The sequence below is a fragment of the Microbacterium sp. ACRRU genome, assembly GCF_022346945.1.
In the GTDB taxonomy this organism is placed as follows: Bacteria; Actinomycetota; Actinomycetes; order Actinomycetales; family Microbacteriaceae; genus Microbacterium; species Microbacterium mcarthurae.
Genome location: NZ_JAKRNI010000012.1, coordinates 20,277 through 37,396, shown reverse-complemented (window position 1 = coordinate 37,396; position 17,120 = coordinate 20,277). Strand labels below are relative to the sequence as shown.

At 67.8% G+C, this 17,120-nt stretch carries 17 protein-coding genes and 2 tRNA genes; 6 read left to right on the top strand and 13 right to left on the bottom strand.

Annotated features, from left to right (window positions below):
* Positions 1 to 28 precede the first annotated feature (28 nt).
* The 3 genes from MHY30_RS08010 to pknB are packed head-to-tail and all read left to right on the top strand — an operon-like array spanning position 29 to position 4,968.
* Positions 29 to 1,483: a penicillin-binding protein 2 gene (locus MHY30_RS08010; protein ID WP_239276345.1), complete on the top strand. Its 1,455-nt coding sequence runs from the start codon at positions 29 to 31 to the stop codon at positions 1,481 to 1,483.
* Positions 1,480 to 3,225 carry a serine/threonine-protein kinase gene (locus MHY30_RS08005; RefSeq protein ID WP_239276344.1) on the top strand — a complete coding sequence of 582 codons (1,746 nt, stop codon included), beginning with the start codon at positions 1,480 to 1,482 and terminating at the stop codon, positions 3,223 to 3,225. Before MHY30_RS08010 ends, MHY30_RS08005 begins: the two co-directional genes overlap by 4 nt.
* A gap of 42 nt (positions 3,226 to 3,267) precedes the next feature.
* Positions 3,268 to 4,968 carry a Stk1 family PASTA domain-containing Ser/Thr kinase gene (gene pknB, locus MHY30_RS08000; protein ID WP_239276343.1) on the top strand — a complete coding sequence of 567 codons (1,701 nt, stop codon included), beginning with the start codon at positions 3,268 to 3,270 and terminating at the stop codon, positions 4,966 to 4,968.
* Here the strand turns inward: pknB and MHY30_RS07995 are convergent.
* The 3 genes from MHY30_RS07995 to MHY30_RS07985 are packed head-to-tail and all read right to left on the bottom strand — an operon-like array spanning position 4,950 to position 6,516.
* Positions 4,950 to 5,591: a gamma-glutamyl-gamma-aminobutyrate hydrolase family protein gene (locus MHY30_RS07995; protein ID WP_239276342.1), complete on the bottom strand. Its 642-nt coding sequence runs from the start codon at positions 5,589 to 5,591 to the stop codon at positions 4,950 to 4,952. The genes pknB and MHY30_RS07995 overlap by 19 nt on opposite strands.
* Entirely contained in the window at positions 5,588 to 5,743 is a 156-nt protein-coding gene (locus MHY30_RS07990) for a hypothetical protein (RefSeq protein WP_239276341.1), read from the bottom strand. The genes MHY30_RS07995 and MHY30_RS07990 overlap by 4 nt, the downstream gene beginning before the upstream one ends.
* Entirely contained in the window at positions 5,743 to 6,516 is a 774-nt protein-coding gene (locus MHY30_RS07985; protein ID WP_239276340.1) for a class E sortase, read from the bottom strand. The genes MHY30_RS07990 and MHY30_RS07985 overlap by 1 nt, the downstream gene beginning before the upstream one ends.
* Positions 6,517 to 6,570: 54 nt before the next feature.
* Here MHY30_RS07985 and MHY30_RS07980 point away from each other — a divergent pair, with 54 nt between their 5' ends.
* Entirely contained in the window at positions 6,571 to 6,810 is a 240-nt protein-coding gene (locus tag MHY30_RS07980) for a cell division protein CrgA (RefSeq protein ID WP_239276339.1), read from the top strand.
* A 61-nt stretch (positions 6,811 to 6,871) separates the two neighbouring features.
* On the opposite strand, the gene MHY30_RS07975 is transcribed toward MHY30_RS07980, so the two are convergent.
* Together MHY30_RS07975 and MHY30_RS07970 are read right to left on the bottom strand one after the other, a co-directional pair.
* A complete protein-coding gene (locus MHY30_RS07975) occupies positions 6,872 to 7,801 on the bottom strand; it encodes a rhomboid family intramembrane serine protease (RefSeq protein WP_239276338.1) in 930 nt (309 codons plus the stop codon).
* A gap of 16 nt (positions 7,802 to 7,817) precedes the next feature.
* The gene (locus tag MHY30_RS07970; protein WP_239276337.1) at positions 7,818 to 8,375 is read right to left on the bottom strand and encodes a peptidylprolyl isomerase; all 558 of its coding nucleotides are present in this window, start codon (positions 8,373 to 8,375) and stop codon (positions 7,818 to 7,820) included.
* 100 nt (positions 8,376 to 8,475) lie between these two features.
* On the opposite strand from MHY30_RS07970, the gene MHY30_RS07965 reads away from it, so the two are divergent.
* Together MHY30_RS07965 and MHY30_RS07960 are read left to right on the top strand one after the other, a co-directional pair.
* Complete coding sequence (locus tag MHY30_RS07965; RefSeq protein ID WP_239276336.1) at positions 8,476 to 9,048, top strand: DNA helicase; 573 nt, start codon at positions 8,476 to 8,478, stop codon at positions 9,046 to 9,048.
* A complete protein-coding gene (locus MHY30_RS07960; protein WP_239276335.1) occupies positions 9,045 to 9,518 on the top strand; it encodes an aminoacyl-tRNA deacylase in 474 nt (157 codons plus the stop codon). The genes MHY30_RS07965 and MHY30_RS07960 overlap by 4 nt, the downstream gene beginning before the upstream one ends.
* Before the next feature lie 4 nt (positions 9,519 to 9,522).
* Here the strand turns inward: MHY30_RS07960 and MHY30_RS07955 are convergent, their stop codons facing one another.
* The 8 genes from MHY30_RS07955 to recF form a co-directional block, all read right to left on the bottom strand.
* Positions 9,523 to 9,957 carry an NUDIX hydrolase gene (locus tag MHY30_RS07955; RefSeq protein WP_239276334.1) on the bottom strand — a complete coding sequence of 145 codons (435 nt, stop codon included), beginning with the start codon at positions 9,955 to 9,957 and terminating at the stop codon, positions 9,523 to 9,525.
* 80 nt (positions 9,958 to 10,037) lie between these two features.
* Positions 10,038 to 10,110, bottom strand: a tRNA-Ala gene (locus tag MHY30_RS07950).
* Positions 10,111 to 10,123: 13 nt separating this feature from the next.
* A tRNA-Ile gene (locus tag MHY30_RS07945) sits at positions 10,124 to 10,197 on the bottom strand.
* Between the two features lie 68 nt (positions 10,198 to 10,265).
* Positions 10,266 to 10,670, bottom strand: a complete 405-nt coding sequence (locus MHY30_RS07940) for a DUF3566 domain-containing protein (RefSeq protein ID WP_239276332.1) — start codon at positions 10,668 to 10,670, stop codon at positions 10,266 to 10,268.
* A complete protein-coding gene (gene gyrA, locus MHY30_RS07935) occupies positions 10,667 to 13,291 on the bottom strand; it encodes a DNA gyrase subunit A (RefSeq protein WP_239276331.1) in 2,625 nt (874 codons plus the stop codon). The genes MHY30_RS07940 and gyrA overlap by 4 nt, the downstream gene beginning before the upstream one ends.
* Before the next feature lie 31 nt (positions 13,292 to 13,322).
* Entirely contained in the window at positions 13,323 to 15,356 is a 2,034-nt protein-coding gene (gene gyrB / locus MHY30_RS07930; RefSeq protein WP_239276330.1) for a DNA topoisomerase (ATP-hydrolyzing) subunit B, read from the bottom strand.
* Between the two features lie 119 nt (positions 15,357 to 15,475).
* A complete protein-coding gene (locus tag MHY30_RS07925) occupies positions 15,476 to 15,964 on the bottom strand; it encodes a DUF721 domain-containing protein (protein ID WP_239276329.1) in 489 nt (162 codons plus the stop codon).
* Complete coding sequence (gene recF, locus MHY30_RS07920; protein ID WP_239276328.1) at positions 15,957 to 17,108, bottom strand: DNA replication/repair protein RecF; 1,152 nt, start codon at positions 17,106 to 17,108, stop codon at positions 15,957 to 15,959. The genes MHY30_RS07925 and recF overlap by 8 nt, the downstream gene beginning before the upstream one ends.
* Positions 17,109 to 17,120: the final 12 nt, after the last annotated feature.

The window sequence follows — 17,120 nt, the reverse complement described above, 5'->3', positions numbered from 1 at the left end:
CCCGCACGCTCATTCCGGAGGAGGCACCGTGACCAAAGAGCTCCGACGCCTCAGCATCGTCATGCTGGCGATGTTCCTCGCCCTGTTCGTCTCGACCAGCGTCATCCAGGTGGGGCAGGCCGCCAACCTCGCCAACACGCCGGGCAATCGCCGCGCGCTGTACGACTCGTACGAGATCCAGCGCGGGTCGATCATCGTCAGCGGCACCCCGATCGCACAGTCGGTCCCCTCGGACGACGTGTACAGCTGGCAGCGCGAATACGTGGATGCCGCCATGTGGGCGCCCGTCACCGGCTACATGAACCCGGTGCTCGACGCCAAGACCCGGATCGAATCGACCGAGAACAGCGTGCTCAGCGGCTCGGACGAGAACCAGTTCTTCTCGCGCATCGACCGCGCCCTGACCGGTCAGGTACCCCGCGGATCGAACGTCGAGCTGTCGTTGGATGCCGACGTGCAGCGCGCCGCGTGGGACGCCCTCGGCGACCAGCAGGGCGCCGTCGTGGCGATCGAGCCGTCGACGGGTCGGATCCTCGCCATGGTCTCCAAGCCCAGCTTCGACACCAACACGCTGGCCGCTCACGACCCCGACGCCGTGAACGCCGCCTACGACCAGCTCGCCGCCGACCCCACACAGCCGCTCACCAACCGCGCGATCGAGGGCAACCTCAACCCCCCGGGCTCGACGTTCAAGCTGGTCGTGGCCTCGGCCGCGTTGGCATCCGGTCGGTACACCCCCGACTCGACGTTCCCGAACCCGGCGTCGTACACGCTCCCGCAGTCCTCAAGCGTCGTCAGCAACGCGGGCGGCGGGGCGTGCGGCGGCGGTGACACGGTGACACTCGCGACGGCGCTGCGGCTCAGCTGCAACATCCCCTTCGCCGAGCTCGCGGTGGAGCTGGGCGACGATGCGATCCGCGAAGAGGCCGAGAAGTACGGCTTCAACTCCGCATTCACGATGCCGCTGACCTCGACCCCGTCGACCTACCCGTCCACGCTCGACGCGCCGCAGACGGCGCTGAGCGGATTCGGCCAGGGCCAGGTGCGGGCGACTCCGCTGCAGATGGCGATGGTGTCGGCCGGGATCGCCAACGGCGGTGTGGTGATGAACCCCCGCATGATCGATCGGGTGATCGAACCCAACCTGTCGGTCGGTCAAGAGGGCTCGAACAGCGAGTACGGCCGAGCGCTGGAGTCGAACATCGCGGCCCAGATGGTCACGATGATGACGGCGAACGTCCAGGACGGCGCAGCGTCGAATGCAAGAATAGACGGGGTCCAGGTGGCGGGTAAGACCGGCACCGCAGAGAACGACGCTCGTCCCTACACTCTCTGGTTCACCGGCTTCGCGCCAGCGGACGACCCGAAGGTCGCCGTCGCTGTTGTGGTGGAGAACGGTGGCGGCCAGGGGCAGAACGGAAGCGGCAACGAGATCGCCGCTCCGATAGCGAAGAAGGTCATGGAGGCGGTGCTGGGCAAATGAGACCGACGCAAGGAGTGACCTTCGGAGGACGCTACGAGCTGGATTCGCGGATCGCGATCGGCGGGATGGGTGAGGTCTGGGAAGCGACCGACCACGTCATCGGACGTACCGTCGCGATCAAGATCCTCAAAGACGAGTACATGGGCGACCCCGGGTTCCTCGAGCGCTTCCGTGCCGAGGCCCGGCACGCTGCGCTCGTCAACCACGAGGGCATCGCGAGCGTGTTCGACTACGGCGAGGAGGACGGCAGCGCCTTCCTCGTGATGGAGCTCGTTCCCGGTGAGGCGCTTTCGACCATCCTCGAGCGCGAGGGCTCGCTGTCGACCGACAAGACGCTCGACATCGTCGCCCAGACGGCCGCCGCCCTGCAGGCCGCGCACGCCGCCGGGCTCGTCCACCGCGACATCAAGCCCGGCAACCTGCTCATCACGCCCGACGGGCGGGTGAAGATCACCGACTTCGGTATCGCCCGCATCGCCGACCAGGTGCCGCTCACGGCGACCGGTCAGGTCATGGGCACGGTGCAGTACCTGTCGCCCGAGCAGGCGTCGGGTCACCCGGCCTCGCCCGCGACCGACACCTACTCGCTCGGCATCGTGGCGTACGAGTGCCTGGCCGGCAAGCGACCGTTCACCGGCGAGTCGCAGGTGGCCATCGCCATGGCACAGATCAACGAGCAGCCCGCACCGTTGCCGCCGACGGTGGCCGTGCCGGTGCAGAACCTCGTCATGGCCATGATCGCCAAGAAGCCCGAGGACCGCCCGGCCTCGGCCGCGGCCGTCTCGCGCGCCGCGACGGCGCTGCGTCGTGGTGACCTCACCGCGGCGGCCGCCGCCGTCCCCGCGATCGCGGCGGGCGTCGCGATCGCCGACGAGGCGACGCAGCTCCTCACCGCGGGTCAGACATCGGCCGCGACGCGCCTGATGCCGGCACCCGCGACGTCGCTCCTGACGGAGGAGCACACCGAGGAGGACCCGCAGCCTCAGAAGAAGAAGCGCAGTCCCTGGACGTGGCCGCTCGTCGCGCTCATTGCCCTCCTTCTCCTCGTGCTCGGCGGAACGCTGTTCGCCGTTCTGAGCAACCAGAACGATCCGGATGTCGGGCCGACCAGCGCCGCACCCAGTTCGACCGCTCCGTCGCGAAGCGCGAGCCCCTCGTCCTCGCCGACGCCGACCTCGCAGCTCGTCGACGTCAACGCGCTGGGCCTCCCAGGCAAGACGTGCGACGAGGCGAGCGCGATTCTGAGCGACAACGACCTGGGCGCGCAGTGTGAAACCGGTAACGCCGCGACCACCCCGGACCAGGTGGGCCGTGTCGACACGGTCAACCCGACCGGCCGCGTTCCCGCCGGCACGATCATCACGCTCCGTGTGTTCGGGGAAGAAACGCCGCTTCCGACCCCCGGCACGCCCACCCTCCCCGGGTCCTCCGTGACGGCGGGCGACACCGTCCAGGTGTCGTGGCAGCAGTACACGTGCCCCTCGGGCACCGGGAATGTCTCGTCGTACAACTTCACGGCCACCAACGGCACGTTCACCGAGAACGGGCAGTCGACGGCATCGTTCGCGCCCGACGCGCGCAACGCCGAGCTGCAGGTGAACAACTCCGTCGGCCAGAGCCTCCGTGTGACGTACACGGTCAGCTGCTCGGGAACCGACCGCACGGCCGGCCCCTCGGGTGAGGCATCCGCGTCGATCACGGGAGGAAACACCCCGTCGCCCAACCCCAGCGCCAGCAACTGATCGCCGCATCAGATCCCCCCGACATCCGCAGGAGCTTTCACCGTGACCACTGAGACGCGCGTCCTTTCCGGGCGCTATCGCGTCGACGATCTCATCGGTCGCGGCGGCATGGCCAGCGTCTACCGCGGCTATGACCAGACCCTCGGGCGCACGGTGGCGATCAAGATCCTCAAGGCCGACCTCGCCGGCGATGCGGCATTCCGCACGCGCTTCCGTCTCGAGGCGCAGGCCGCGTCCCGCATGGCGCACCCCACGATCGTGAGGGTGTTCGACGCGGGCGAAGACGTCGAGGTCGGCGTCGACGGACACGAGCGCCCCGTCCCGTACATCGTGATGGAGCTCGTCCACGGCAAGCTCCTGAAGGACGTCATCGCGGGCGGCCCCGTGCCCATCGATGACGCCCTGCGCTACGTCGACGGCATCCTGGAGGCCCTGGAGTACTCGCACCGCGCAGGAGTCGTGCACCGCGACATCAAGCCGGGCAACGTCATGATCACCGACTCCGGTCGGGTGAAGGTGATGGATTTCGGCATCGCCCGCGCCGTGTCGGACTCGTCGTCGACGGTGGCCGAGACGACCGCAATCGTCGGCACCGCCGCGTACTTCTCGCCCGAACAGGCAAAGGGTGAGTCCGTCGACGCGCGCGCCGACCTCTACTCCACCGGCGTCGTCCTGTACGAGCTCCTGACCGGCCGTCCGCCCTTCCGCGGCGACACCCCGGTCGCCGTCGCCTACCAGCACGTCAGCGAGGCTCCGCTTCCCCCGAGCGAGCTCAACGAGAGCGTCCCCCGCGCCCTCGACGCGGTCGTCCTCCGTGCTCTCGCGAAGGATCCGTTCCAGCGTCCCCAGGACGCCGCCGGCTTCCGGGAAGACCTGGATGCCACGGTCTCGGGGAAGGAGCCGACCAAGCGCCAGATGTCGGCCCTGTCGAACGAGCTGTACGGACCGAATCCCCGCCAGGCCGCCGAGACGGCGCGTTCGCTGCGGCAGCTCAGCACGGACACCACCATGCGGCGCACCCAGCCGGGTCCGCCAGTCGCGTGGATCTGGGCGGGTGTCGCCATCCTCGCGGTGCTCCTCGTCTCGGTGCTGCTGTGGGTCGTGCAGATCCAACCGTCGAGCACGGTTCCCACGGCCGGTCGCACCGTGCCGGATGTGGTCGACATGTCGTACGACGACGCCGTCACCGCCCTGGAGGAACAGGATCTCTTCGCCAAGCGTGTCGACGAGGCGAACGACTCGATCGCGGCCGGGAACGTCGTGCGCACCACGCCGAGTGCCGACACGACCGTGGCGGCCGGGCAAGAGGTCACGGTGTACGTCTCCACCGGCGCGGACACCGCCGAAGTACCGAACCTCGAGGGAATCACCGAGTCCGAGGCGCGGTCCGCGCTCGAGGAGGCGGGTCTCTCGCTCGGGTTCGTGCAGCGTAAACCCGACCCCGCACTCGCCTCGGGCGTGGTGATGTCGGGGAGCGTGGCATCCGGAACCGAGGTCGCCAAGGGCACCACCGTCAACCTCGTCGTCGCCAGCGGCACCGTCGTGATCGTGAACTACGCGGACTATCCCGTCGAGGTCGCTCAGCGTGAACTCGAGGCCGAGGACAAGCAGCTCACGGTGCGGACGCAGGAAGACCCCGGGTGCCCTGCAACCACCCCCGCGCTCGTGACCACGCAGTCGCTCGCCCCGGGCGAGGTGCCCATCCACAGCGAGATCACGCTGACCTACTGCACCGGCTCCTGACCTCGACGCGGACGGAACGTCCTTCCCGCAGCCGCCGCGCCGGGCAAGCCGGCATCCTCGAGCCAGGTGCCGAGCAGCGCGTGACCGGCGTCGGTGAGGACGCTCTCCGGATGGAACTGCACGCCGGTCAGCGGCGCGGTGCGGTGAGCGATGCCCATGATCACACCGGACTCGCTGCGCGCGGTCACGACGAGCTCGTCGGGCAGGGAGTCTGGGTCCACGGCGAGAGAGTGGTAGCGCGTCGCGGTGAAACCGTCCGCGAGACCGGCGAAGACTCCGCGCCCGTCGTGGTGGATGCGGCTGGTGATGCCGTGCAACAGCTCGGGGGCGCGGGTCACCCGAGCACCGAAGGCGACCGCGAGGGCTTGGTGACCGAGGCACACCCCGAGCAGGGGGATGCCACGTTCCCCGGCCGCGCGGACCATCGCGATCGATGCACCGGCATCGACGGGGTGGCCCGGGCCGGGCGAGACGAGCACGGCGTCGGCATCCGCGAGGATCCCGGTGACATCGAGGCCCTGCGCCGGTCGTTGAACGACCTCGGCGCCGAGATCGGCGAGGTATCCGGCGAGGATGTGGACGAAGCTGTCGCGGTTGTCGACGACGGCGACGCGGAAGCTCACTCGACGGTGACTTCCTGTGGATAAAGCACGCCGCTGACCCACGGGAACACGAAGAAGAAGAGACCGTAGAGCACGGCCGCGACCAGCACGAGCACGATGAAGAGCCGAACCCACCAGGGTCCGGGCAGCACGCGCCACAGGGCTCCGTACATCAGGCGGCTCCGAGGGTCAGGGACGCGGGCGGACCGTCCGCGCGGGGAGTATAGGACTCGAACACACCGTACGCGATGGCGCGTTCGGTGTTCCCGTAGCGGGGACTGCACGTGGTCATCGTGATGACCCGGTCGGTCGCCTGGACATCCGGGACCTGCGGGACGGGCAGCAGCACACCGACACCATCCGGGCGGACGTACTCGAGGTTGCGGAAGCGGTAGGTGTACCACCCGTCGGAGGTCTCCACCACGACGGCGTCTCCGATGCGCAGCGCCGGGAGGTCGGCGAAAGGCGCGCCATGTCCGCCGCGGTGCCCGGCGATGGCGAAGTTGCCCTGCTGACCGGGCATCGCCGTGTCGGGGTAGTGGCCGATTCCGATCGGGTCGAGCGTGACGGAGGCGCTGACCCCACCGGCCACACGGAACTGGTAATCGGGTCCGAGACGAGGAATGTGCACGACGCCGAAAACCTCACCGTTTCCTGGCTGCGCAAGGATCGGCGGCTCAGACGGTGTCGTCTCGACGGCATCCGGAGTGGGGACGGATGGCGCCGGCGCCTCCGCCCATTCGCGGGTGAGGGCGTCGGCTTCGCTCTTGAACTGCGCGCCGATGATGGCGTCGCCGATCCAGAGCTGCCACCCCACGAACAGAAGCACGACGACACCCCCGGTGAGCAGCAGATCACCGAGCACACCGAGCACCGTCACGCGTGGGCGACGGGAAACACGTCGCCGGGAGCTGCGGCGCGTGGGGGGAAGCTCAACCGTCGACACGAGCCGATTCTACTTCCGTGGGCGCACGGCGACCTGGCCGTTAGACTGACCGGCATGGCACGTACTGGCAACGGCGAAGACCCGATCGCTGAGCGCAACGAGAACGGATCCGCGCCGAACCCCGTGTGGTTCCTGCCGATCATGATCGGTCTCATGCTCGTCGGCTTGGTGTGGGTGCTCGTCTTCTACCTGAGCAGCTCGCAGTTCCCGATTCCGGGCATCGGTGCCTGGAACCTCGTGATCGGTTTCGGCATCGCCTTCGTGGGCTTCCTCATGACCACGCGCTGGCGCTGAGGTCCACCGACTTACACACGTGTAATTCATCCCCACCTGTGGATGATCCTGTGGATAACTTTCAGAAGTAGACCACCGCGGGTACGACGAGCAGTGCTATCAGCGCCACGGTGAGCGCGATCAGCAGCCCTGTCTGAAGCCCCCGCTGGCGGGTGGACCGCGTCCGGGCGTAGATCAGCCCCACGACGGCGCCGACCACGAGGCCGCCCAGGTGCGCCTGCCATGAGACGCCGATGTTGTTCAGCGCGGTGACGAACGACCCGCTCCCCAGCGACGTGATGAAGGCCACGACGAACGGCCACGCGAAGTTGATGCCGATGAGGACCGCGATGACCCGGATGTCCGCACCGATGTGCCGGCCGATGACCAGCAGTGCGCCGAACAGCGCGAAGATCGCCCCCGAAGCTCCGACCACGAAAGTGGTCGGCGCGAGAAGGGCAACCGCGACGGATCCGCCGAGGGCGCCCAAGAGATAGAGGATGACGAATCGTCCGCGCCCCAGCAGGGGCTCGAGGTTTCGGCCCAGGAACCACAGGACGAGCATGTTCAGGCCGACGTGGAAGAAGCCGGAGTGCACGAGCGCCGCGGTGAACAGGCGCCAGGGTTCGATGGGGCCGAACTGCGGGACGAGGTACAGCGGCGAGAACGCCAGAGCGTTCGTGAGGAGACCGCCGACGCCCGGGATGAGTCCGATGATGTACGCCAGGCCCGTGATCGCGATGATCGCCAGGGTGGCCGTGGGTCGACCGTCGGCGACCACGGCCACGGGACGGGATCGCGCCCAGCGGCGCTGCGCCTTCTTCTGCGCGGGTGTGGCAGCAGCCCGTTGCTGGGCCATGCACTCGGGGCAGATGACGCCGACGGCGGCGGGGGTCCGACACTCGGGGCATACCGTGCGCAGGCACCTCTGGCACAGCACGAAGCTCTGCCGGTCGGGATGCCGGTAGCAGAAGTTGTCGCTGTTGCGACGGAACTCCTCGGTCGTAGACACCCGCCGCCGCCGAGGGTCAGACGGCGACGACGTCGACCGACTCGAGCACGACGGGCTCGACGGGGCGGTCTCCGGCGGCGGTGGGCACCTTGCTGATCGCGTCGACGACCTTCTTCGAGGCTTCGTCGGCGACCTCGCCGAAGATCGTGTGCTTGCCCTGCAGCCACGGGGTGGGGTCGGTAGTGATGAAGAACTGCGAGCCGTTGGTGCCCTCGGGCTGCCCGGTGATGGCGTTGCGGCGCAGACCGGCGTTCGCCATCGCGAGCTTGTAGGGTGCCGAGAAGTCGAGCTCGGGGTGGATCTCGTCGTTGAACGTGTAGCCGGGTCCGCCGATGCCCTGGCCGAGCGGGTCGCCGCCCTGGATCATGAAGCCGGGGATGATGCGGTGGAACACGACGTTCGAGTAGAGCGGACCCTCGCCCTTGGCGCCCGTGGCCGGGTTGGTCCATTCCTGGGTGCCGTCGGCGAGACCGACGAAGTTCCGGACGGTTCGGGGCGCGTGGTCGCCGAACAGGTTGACGACGATGTCGCCGTGGTTGGTGTGCAGAGTCGCAACGGCGGTGTGGGAAGCCATGGCTACATTCTCTCAGAGTTATCTGCAAGGGTCCGCGGACCCCGAGCCCCGTTCTGGCAAGATGAATCGCGTACATCCCATCGACAGGGAGGATGAAGCCGTGGGCCTCAGCCGCAAGAGCAAGAAGGAACTGCGCAAGCTCCAGAAGCACGCCGCGAAGGTGTGGGAGTCTCAGCAGGTTCTGCTGGGCGAGAGCGGAAAGGTGGCCCGCGAAGCCGGTCGCCAGCTCGGTCGCTTCAGCCGCGAAGACCTCGTGCCCGCCGTGCACGACGGATACGACAAGTACGCCGCACCGTACGTCGGCAAGAGCGTGACCTACGCCAACCGCTTCCTCAGCGGCAAGGTCATCCCGGCGGCCGGTGCCGTCGTGGGTGGCGCGATGTCCGTATGGGATGCCGCGGGCGACACGCGTGATCGACTGGCGAAGGGGCGCGGGTTCGAGCTCGACACCCACAAGTACGCCAAGCGCGCCGAGAAGTACGGCAAGAAGGCGACGAAGAACCTCGCCGCCAAGCTGCCGAAGCAGAAGAGCGGCATGGGCGCCGGTGGTGTCATCGCCATCCTCCTCGGCGTCGTGGCCGCTGCCGGTGTCGCCTACGCCGCGTGGCAGACGCTTCGCGCCGACGATGAGCTGTGGGTGGCCGACGACCCGCTCCGTGCTCCCGACGCGTGAGCGACCCCACCAGGAGAGTTCGAGAGGCCGCGCGAGAGCGCGGCCTCTCTGTCGATGTGCGGGAACGGCCCGCCGCGACCTCGCTGGAAGAGGCGGCCAAGCTACTCGGCATCCTCCCCGACGACATCGTCAAGACGCTCGTGGTGAAGAGGGCGGACGACACGTTCCTGTTCGCGCTCGTCCCCGGTGATCGCGTGATCTCGTGGCCCAAGCTCCGCGCGCTGGTCGGCGTGAACAAGCTGCGTCTGCCCGAGCCGGAGCTGGCACTGGCGGCCACCGGCTACGAGCGCGGCACGATCGTCCCGATCGGCAGCACCACCGCGTGGCCCGTGTACGCCGACGAGAGCATCGTGGGGCGCCGCATCGCGATGGGCGCGGGTGCGCACGGCTACAGCCTGTTCGTCGACGCCGACGACCTCATCCGGGCGTACGACGCCACCGTGGCCGACATCACCGCTCCGCGCGACTGAGCGGTCATCGGGGCCCGTGCAGGCCCGCCATGCGGAATGCGATGTCGACGAGTTGCACACGCCGCAGCGTGCGGGTCTTCGCAAGACTGAACCACTCCGCGCGGTCGGTCGATCCGTCGATCTCGTTCCGGAGGCGTCCGCCGACGACGCGCGCGCGATAGACGATACGCAGCGCGTGCAGAGGTTCGGTGGCATCCTCCGCCAGACGCGCGTGCGCGGGAATCACACGGGAATGGATGCCGAGGAGCCCGTCGACGGTGACACGGAACCCGGTCTCTTCGCGCACCTCTCGGCGAACCGCGTGCTCGGGGTCCTCCCCCTCTTCGAGACCGCCGCCGGGCAGCGTCCACGCGGCGCGCCGACCCTCGACCCAGTGGGCGAGCAGGACACGGTCGTCGGCGTCGGTGATGACGGCGTAGGCGGCGACTCGCATGTCCATTGCGATCACCCTAGCCAGCGCGACGCGACATCGGAGGGAGAAAAGAGAAAGAGCCGGCCGGGGCCGACTCTTTCGGAATGTGGAGCCTAGGAGATTCGAACTCCTGACATCCTGCTTGCAAAGCAGGCGCTCTACCAGCTGAGCTAAGGCCCCGAGAGGGAACGGGTGGGGCTACCAGGACTTGAACCTGGGACCTCTTCATTATCAGTGAAGCGCTCTAACCGCCTGAGCTATAGCCCCGTCTCGCTGACGTAACGTCGTCAACCTCGAAGACTTTACCTGAATCCCGAGGTTTTTCCGAATCGACGTCAGTTCGAGGTGAAGCCCACGAGCAGACCGCCCGTGACCTTTACCGCGAGGTTGTAGATGCCCGCGACGACGGCTCCCATCACGGTCACGACGACCAGGTTGAGGATGGCGACGATCGCCGCGAACGCCATCACCTGCGGGAGCCCCACGTACTGCGAGAGCGTGGCGCTGCCGTCGGTGAAGCTCGCGAAGAACTCGTCAGCCTTGCCGATGAGGCCCGTCGCGCTCACGACGAGGTACACCAGGAAGTAGGACACGACGGTCACGATGGCGATGGCCACCGCCGCCAGGAAGGACAGCTTCACGGCCGACCAGAAGTCGATGTACACCAGGCGCAGGCGCACCTGCTTGGCAGGGGCCTTATGAGTCGACTTCTTGGCGAGCTTGTCGGCTACCGTGCTCATGCGTCAGTACTTTCCTCGGGGGTCTCGGAAGCGGAGGCGATCTCGGCTGCATCGGGCACCGCCGGATCGGGCGTTTCCGCCGTCTCAGCCAGGTTCCGCTCGGTGTTCCTCGCGATGGCGATGATCCGGTCATCGCCTCCAGCGCGGGCGAACACGACACCCATCGTGTCGCGTCCCTTGGCCGGCACCTCGGCCACGGAGGAGCGTACCACCTTGCCGCTGGCAAGAACCACAAGGACCTCGTCGCCCTCCGACACCATCAGCCCGCCCGCGAGAACCCCGCGATCCTCGGTCAGGCGCGCCACCTTGATGCCCAATCCGCCGCGGTTCTGCATGCGGTACTCGGTCACGGAGGTGCGTTTGGCGTAGCCGCCCTCGGTGACGATGAAGACGAACTCGTCGTCCTTGGCGACGGATGCCGAGAGCAGGCTGTCGCCGGCGCGGAAGTCCATGCCCTTCACACCCGACGTCGAGCGGCCCATCGGGCGCAGCGCGCTATCGGTGGCGGAGAAGCGCAGGGACATACCCAGCCGGCTAATCAGGAGGATGTCGTCGCCCTCGTCGACCAGCAGCGCGCTGACGAGCTCGTCGGCGGCGCCCTGCTCGGCCTCGCCCTCGTCGTCGGAGGCCTGGCCGCGGAGCTTGATCGCAATGACACCGCCCTGGCGGTTGGTGTCGTACTCGGTGAGACGCGTCTTCTTCACCAGGCCCGCTCGCGTCGCGAGCACGAGGTAGGTCGCCACGTTGTAGTCGCGGATGTCGAGGATCTGCGCGATCTCTTCATCGGGCTGCAGAGCGAGGAGGTTCGCGACGTGCTGGCCCTTGGCATCCCGTCCCGCCTCGGGGACCTCGTAGGCCTTCGAGCGATAGACACGACCCTTGTTCGTGAAGAACAGCAGCCAGTGATGCGTCGTGGTGACGAAGAAGTGCTCGACGACGTCGTCGGCGCGCAGCTGCGCGCCCTTGACCCCCTTGCCGCCGCGGTGCTGCGAGCGGTAATTGTCGCTGCGCGTGCGCTTGATGTAGCCGTCGCGCGTGACGGTGACGACCATCTCTTCCTCGGCGATGAGGTCTTCCACCGAGACGTCGCCGTCGAAGCCGTGCAGGATCTCGGTGCGACGGTCGTCGCCGAAACGGTCGACGATGGCGGTGAGCTCGTCGCGGATGATCGTGCGCTGACGTCCCGGCGTGGCGAGGATGTCGTTGTAGTCCGCGATGCGCGCCTCGAGCTCGGTGGCCTCGTCGACGATCTTCTGTCGTTCGAGAGCGGCGAGCCGGCGCAGCTGCATGTCGAGGATGGCCTGCGCCTGGATGTCGTCGATGTCGAGGAGCTTCTGCAGACCCTCGTTGGCATCCTGGGCCGTCGGGGAACGGCGGATGAGCGCGATGACCTCGTCGAGCGCGTCGAGCGCCTTGAGGTACCCGCGCAGGATGTGCATGCGCTCTTCGGCCTTGCGCAGGCGGTACCGCGTGCGGCGGACGATGACCTCGATCTGGTGATCGATCCATAGGCTGATGAAACCGTCGAGCGACAGGGTGCGCGGCACGCCGTCGACGATCGCCAGCATGTTGGCGCCGAAGTTCTCCTGCAGCTGCGTGTGCTTGTACAGGTTGTTCAGCACGACCTTGGCGACGGCGTCGCGCTTGAGCACGATCACCAGACGCTGACCGGTACGCCCAGAGGTCTCGTCGCGGATGTCGGCGATACCGGTGATCTTGCCCTCGCGAGCGAGGTCACCGATCTTCACGGCCACGTTGTCGGGGTTGACCTGGTACGGCAGCTCGGTGATCACGAGGCACGTGCGGCCCTGGATCTCTTCGATGTTGACCACCGCGCGCATCGTGATCGAGCCACGACCGGTGCGGTACGCGTCCTTGATGCCGCGCGTGCCGAGGATCTGCGCGTGCGTGGGGAAGTCGGGGCCGGGGATGCGCTCCATGAGCGCCTCGAGGAGCTCCTCGCGGCTGGCATCCGGGTGCTCGAGCGCCCACAGCGCACCGGCAGCGACCTCGCGAAGGTTGTGCGGCGGGATGTTGGTCGCCATGCCGACGGCGATACCGACCGAACCGTTGACGAGCAAATTCGGGAATCGCGCCGGCAGGACCGTCGGCTCCTGCGTCTGACCGTCGTAGTTGTCCTCGAAGTCGACGGTCTCCTCTTCGATGTCGCGCACCATCTCGAGCGCGAGCGGAGCCATCTTGGTCTCGGTGTATCGCGGTGCCGCCGCACCCTGGTTGCCCGGCGAACCGAAGTTGCCCTGACCGAGCGCGAGCGGGTACCGCAGCGACCACGGCTGCACCAGACGCACCAGGGCGTCGTAGATGGGCGCGTCACCGTGCGGGTGGTAGTGCCCCATGACCTCGCCGACGACGCGGGCGCACTTCGAGAACGACTTGTCGGGACGGAATCCGCCGTCGTACATGCCGTAGATGACGCGGCGGTGCACGGGCTTGAGGCCGTCGCGCACGTCGGGCAGCGCACGCCCGACGATCACGCTCATCGCGTAGTCGAGGTAGCTCCGCTGCATCTCGAGCTGCAGGTCGACCTGGTCGATCTTGCCGTGGTTGTGGGCGGCTTCCTCGCGCGCGTCAGCGGGCTCGGGAGTGATGTCGTCAGCCATGGAATCTCAGTTTCGTATCGAGTCGACCGGATCAGATGTCGAGGAAGCGGACGTCTTTGGCGTTGCGCTGGATGAAGCTGCGACGCGATTCGACGTCTTCTCCCATCAACACGGAGAAGATCTCGTCGGCCGAGGCGGCGTCGTCGATGGTGACCTGCCGGAGCGTGCGGGTCTGGGGGTCCATCGTGGTCTCCCAGAGCTCGTGGTCGTTCATCTCGCCCAGACCCTTGTAGCGCTGGATGCCGTTGTCCTTGGGAATGCGACGGCCGGCGGCCTGCCCCTCGACCAGGAGCGCATCCCGCTCGCGGTCGCTGTAGGCGTACTCGTGCGGGTGGTTCGACCACTTCAAGCGGTACAGCGGCGGCTGCGCGAGGTAGACGAAACCCGCCTCGATGAGACCACGCATGTAGCGGAAGAGCAGGGTCAGCAGGAGGGTCGTGATGTGCTGACCGTCGACATCGGCATCCGCCATCAGGACGATCTTGTGATAGCGGGCCTTGGCCATGTCGAAGTCCTCGCCGATGCCCGTGCCGAACGCCTGGATCATCGCCTGGACTTCTTTGTTGCCGAGCGCGCGGTCGAGGCGTGCGCGCTCGACGTTCAGGATTTTGCCGCGCAGCGCCAGGATCGCCTGCGTGTGCGGGTCGCGCCCCTGCACCGCCGAGCCGCCGGCCGAGTCACCCTCGACGAGGAAGATCTCACTGATCGACGGGTCTTTCGACGTGCAGTCCTTGAGCTTGTCGGGCATCGCTGCGGACTCGAAGACGCTCTTCCGGCGCGCGGTCTCGCGGGCCTTGCGCGCGGCGAGACGAGCGGTGGCGGCATCGATCGCCTTGCGGATGATGTTCTTCGCCTGCGCCGGGTTGCGGTCGAACCAGTCGCCGAGCTTGTCGCCGACGACCTTCTGCACGAACGCGCGCGCTTCGGTGTTGCCGAGCTTGGTCTTGGTCTGACCCTCGAACTGCGGCTCCGAGAGCTTGACGGAGATGACGGCGGTGAGGCCCTCGCGGATGTCCTCACCGGTGAGGTTGTCGTCCTTCTCCTTCAGGAGGTTGTTGGCCCGCGCGTAGCGGTTGACCTGCGTGGTCAGCGCCGCGCGGAACCCTTCTTCGTGAGTCCCGCCCTCGTGGGTGTTGATGGTGTTGGCGTAGGTGAAGACGTTCTCGGTGTAGGCCGTGGTCCACTGCATCGCCAGCTCGAGGGCGATCTTGCGGTCGGTGTCCTCGGATTCGACCTCGATGACCTCGTCGTTGACGACGTCCGCCTTCCGGACACGGTTCAGGTGCTCGACGTAGTCGACGAGACCGCGCTCGTAGAGGAACGTGTCGTGGCGCCCCGCGGTGACCTCTTCACCGGGCTCGCCCTCGGTCACCACGGCCTGCGGACGCTCGTCACGGAGGCTGATGCGCAGGCCCTTGTTGAGGAACGCCATCTGCTGGAAGCGGGTACGCAGCGTGTCGTAATCGAAGTCGACGGTGTCGAAGATCGTGGCATCCGGCCAGAACGTGATCGACGTACCGGTCTCGTCGCTGGCCTCGCCCTTTTCCAGGGGGGCCAGCGGAACACCGCCGTTGCGGAACGACTGACGCCACACATGACCCTGGCGCTTGACCTCGACCTCGAGGCGCGTCGACAGAGCGTTGACGACCGACGAACCGACGCCGTGCAGACCGCCCGAGACGGCGTATCCGCCGCCGCCGAACTTTCCGCCCGCGTGCAGAACGGTGAGAACGACCTCGACGGTCGACTTGCCCTCGGTCCGGTGCATGTCGACAGGGATGCCGCGACCGTTGTCGATCACGCGCACCGCGCCGTCGGAGAGGATCGTGACATCGATGGTGTCGCAGTAGCCGGCGAGGGCCTCGTCGACGGAGTTGTCGACGATCTCTTGCACGAGGTGGTGAAGGCCCCGCTCGCCGGTCGAACCGATGTACATGCCGGGACGCTTGCGTACGGCCTCGAGACCTTCGAGCACCTGGATGGCGTCTGCCCCGTACTCGTTGGGAACCTTCGTGCTGGTCGTTTCGGGTTCCTCGGAAACGTTGTCGGGGTTTTCGGACGTCATGACTTCGCGAGCTCCAGATCGATTCGTCGGAACCTCCATCTTACCGCGTGGGGTCTCCCAACACGGTGTGTACGCCCCTAGGAGGGGAGAAATCGGAGCGAACCGACCCCGACCATGGCCTAGCCGTAGGTATCGCGCGGGCCGCGGCCTGGAACGGCTCTCGTCCCCCATTTCCACGAGGGGACGTCCGGCCCGATGAAGCGGATCGATTCGACCCCCGCCTCCGGGAAGCGACGAATGATCTCCGACAGGATGTGCGCGCGCATCAGTTGCAGCTGTTTCGCCCACGCCGTCGAGTCGGCCTGGACCGTCAGCATCCCGGCATCCAGGGCCACCGGACGCGTGTGCGCAGCGGTGTCGGCGCCGGCGACGTCGTGCCACGTGCGGACGAGGTCTTCGCGCGCGAGCTGCGGCTCCCACCCCGCGGAATGGGTGAGCGCCGACAGGACGTCGCCCAGCCCGCGGGGGTCGCGTCCGGGAGCGAAGGGGGCGTTGTCGCCGTCATCGGCCCGGCGCCGGCGCTTCTTCTTGCGGTAGGGCGACGGCTCGAGCCCGCGCAGACGCAGATACGTCGCCATCGTCTCGGGCAGTTCGGACTCGTCACTCATCGGCATCCTTGATGCGTCCGGCCTCGACGCGAACGACGTGCGCACGGAGCCCCTCGGGCACGTCCTCCTCGACCGCGGACGTGACGATGACCTGTTCGTATCCGGCCGCGAGCTCGGCCAGGCGCGTGCGACGGCCGGCATCGAGCTCGGCGAAGACGTCATCCAGGATCAGGACGGGGTCGCCGAGCCGCGACTCGGCGCGAAGCAGCTCGGCGGATGCCAGCCGCAGCGCCAGCGCGACCGACCACGACTCACCGTGCGAGGCGTACCCCTTGACCGGCAGCCCGCGGACCTCGAGCACGAGGTCGTCGCGGTGCGGACCGACGAGGGTCAGCCCGCGCTCGAGCTCCATCGACCGCCGCGCGGCCAGTGCCGAACGGAACTGCTCCGCCAGCGAACCGGCAGCTCCCGCCCCCGCGATCGCGTCGCCCTCCTCGGGGTCGCCCCCGACCACCGACAGCGCCCAGCGCAGACGGGGGTCGTGGTCGGCTCCGGCGATAGCCGTGTACGCCTCGGCCACGGGAGAGGACAGATCGGATGCCAGCGCCAGACGCGCCTCGATCACCTCGGTGCCGAGGGCGACGAGCTTGTCGTCCCACACGTCGAGGGTGCCGAGGGCGTCGCCCCGGACCCCGCGGGCCCGCGCGGACTTCAGCAGAGCCGTGCGTTGGCGGAGCACCCGGTCGTAATCGGCGAGAACGCCCGCGAGACGCGGCGACCGCTGAACGATCAGCTGATCGGCGAAGCGTCGTCGCGCGGAGGGATCGCCACGCACGATCTGCAGGTCTTCAGGCGCGAAGAGCACCACCTGGGCGTACCGCGGCAGCTCTGCCGTGCGCACATTGACGCCGTTGACACGCGCCTTGTTCGACCCCTGCCGGTTCAGCTGCAGTTCGAGCAGCACACTGCGGTCACCGTGTGCCAGCCGCGCACGGACGATCGCGGCATCCGCACCGTCGCGCACCATGGGGGCGTCGCTCGAGACACGATGCGACCCCAGTGTCGCGAGGTAGGCGACCGCCTCGACGAGGTTCGTCTTGCCCTGTCCGTTCCGCCCGACGAAGAGGTTGGCCCCCGTAGAGAGGGAGACGTCGGCGGCCGCGTAATTGCGGAAGTCCGTTAGTCCCAGCTGCTCCACGATCACCGGGTCAGACTA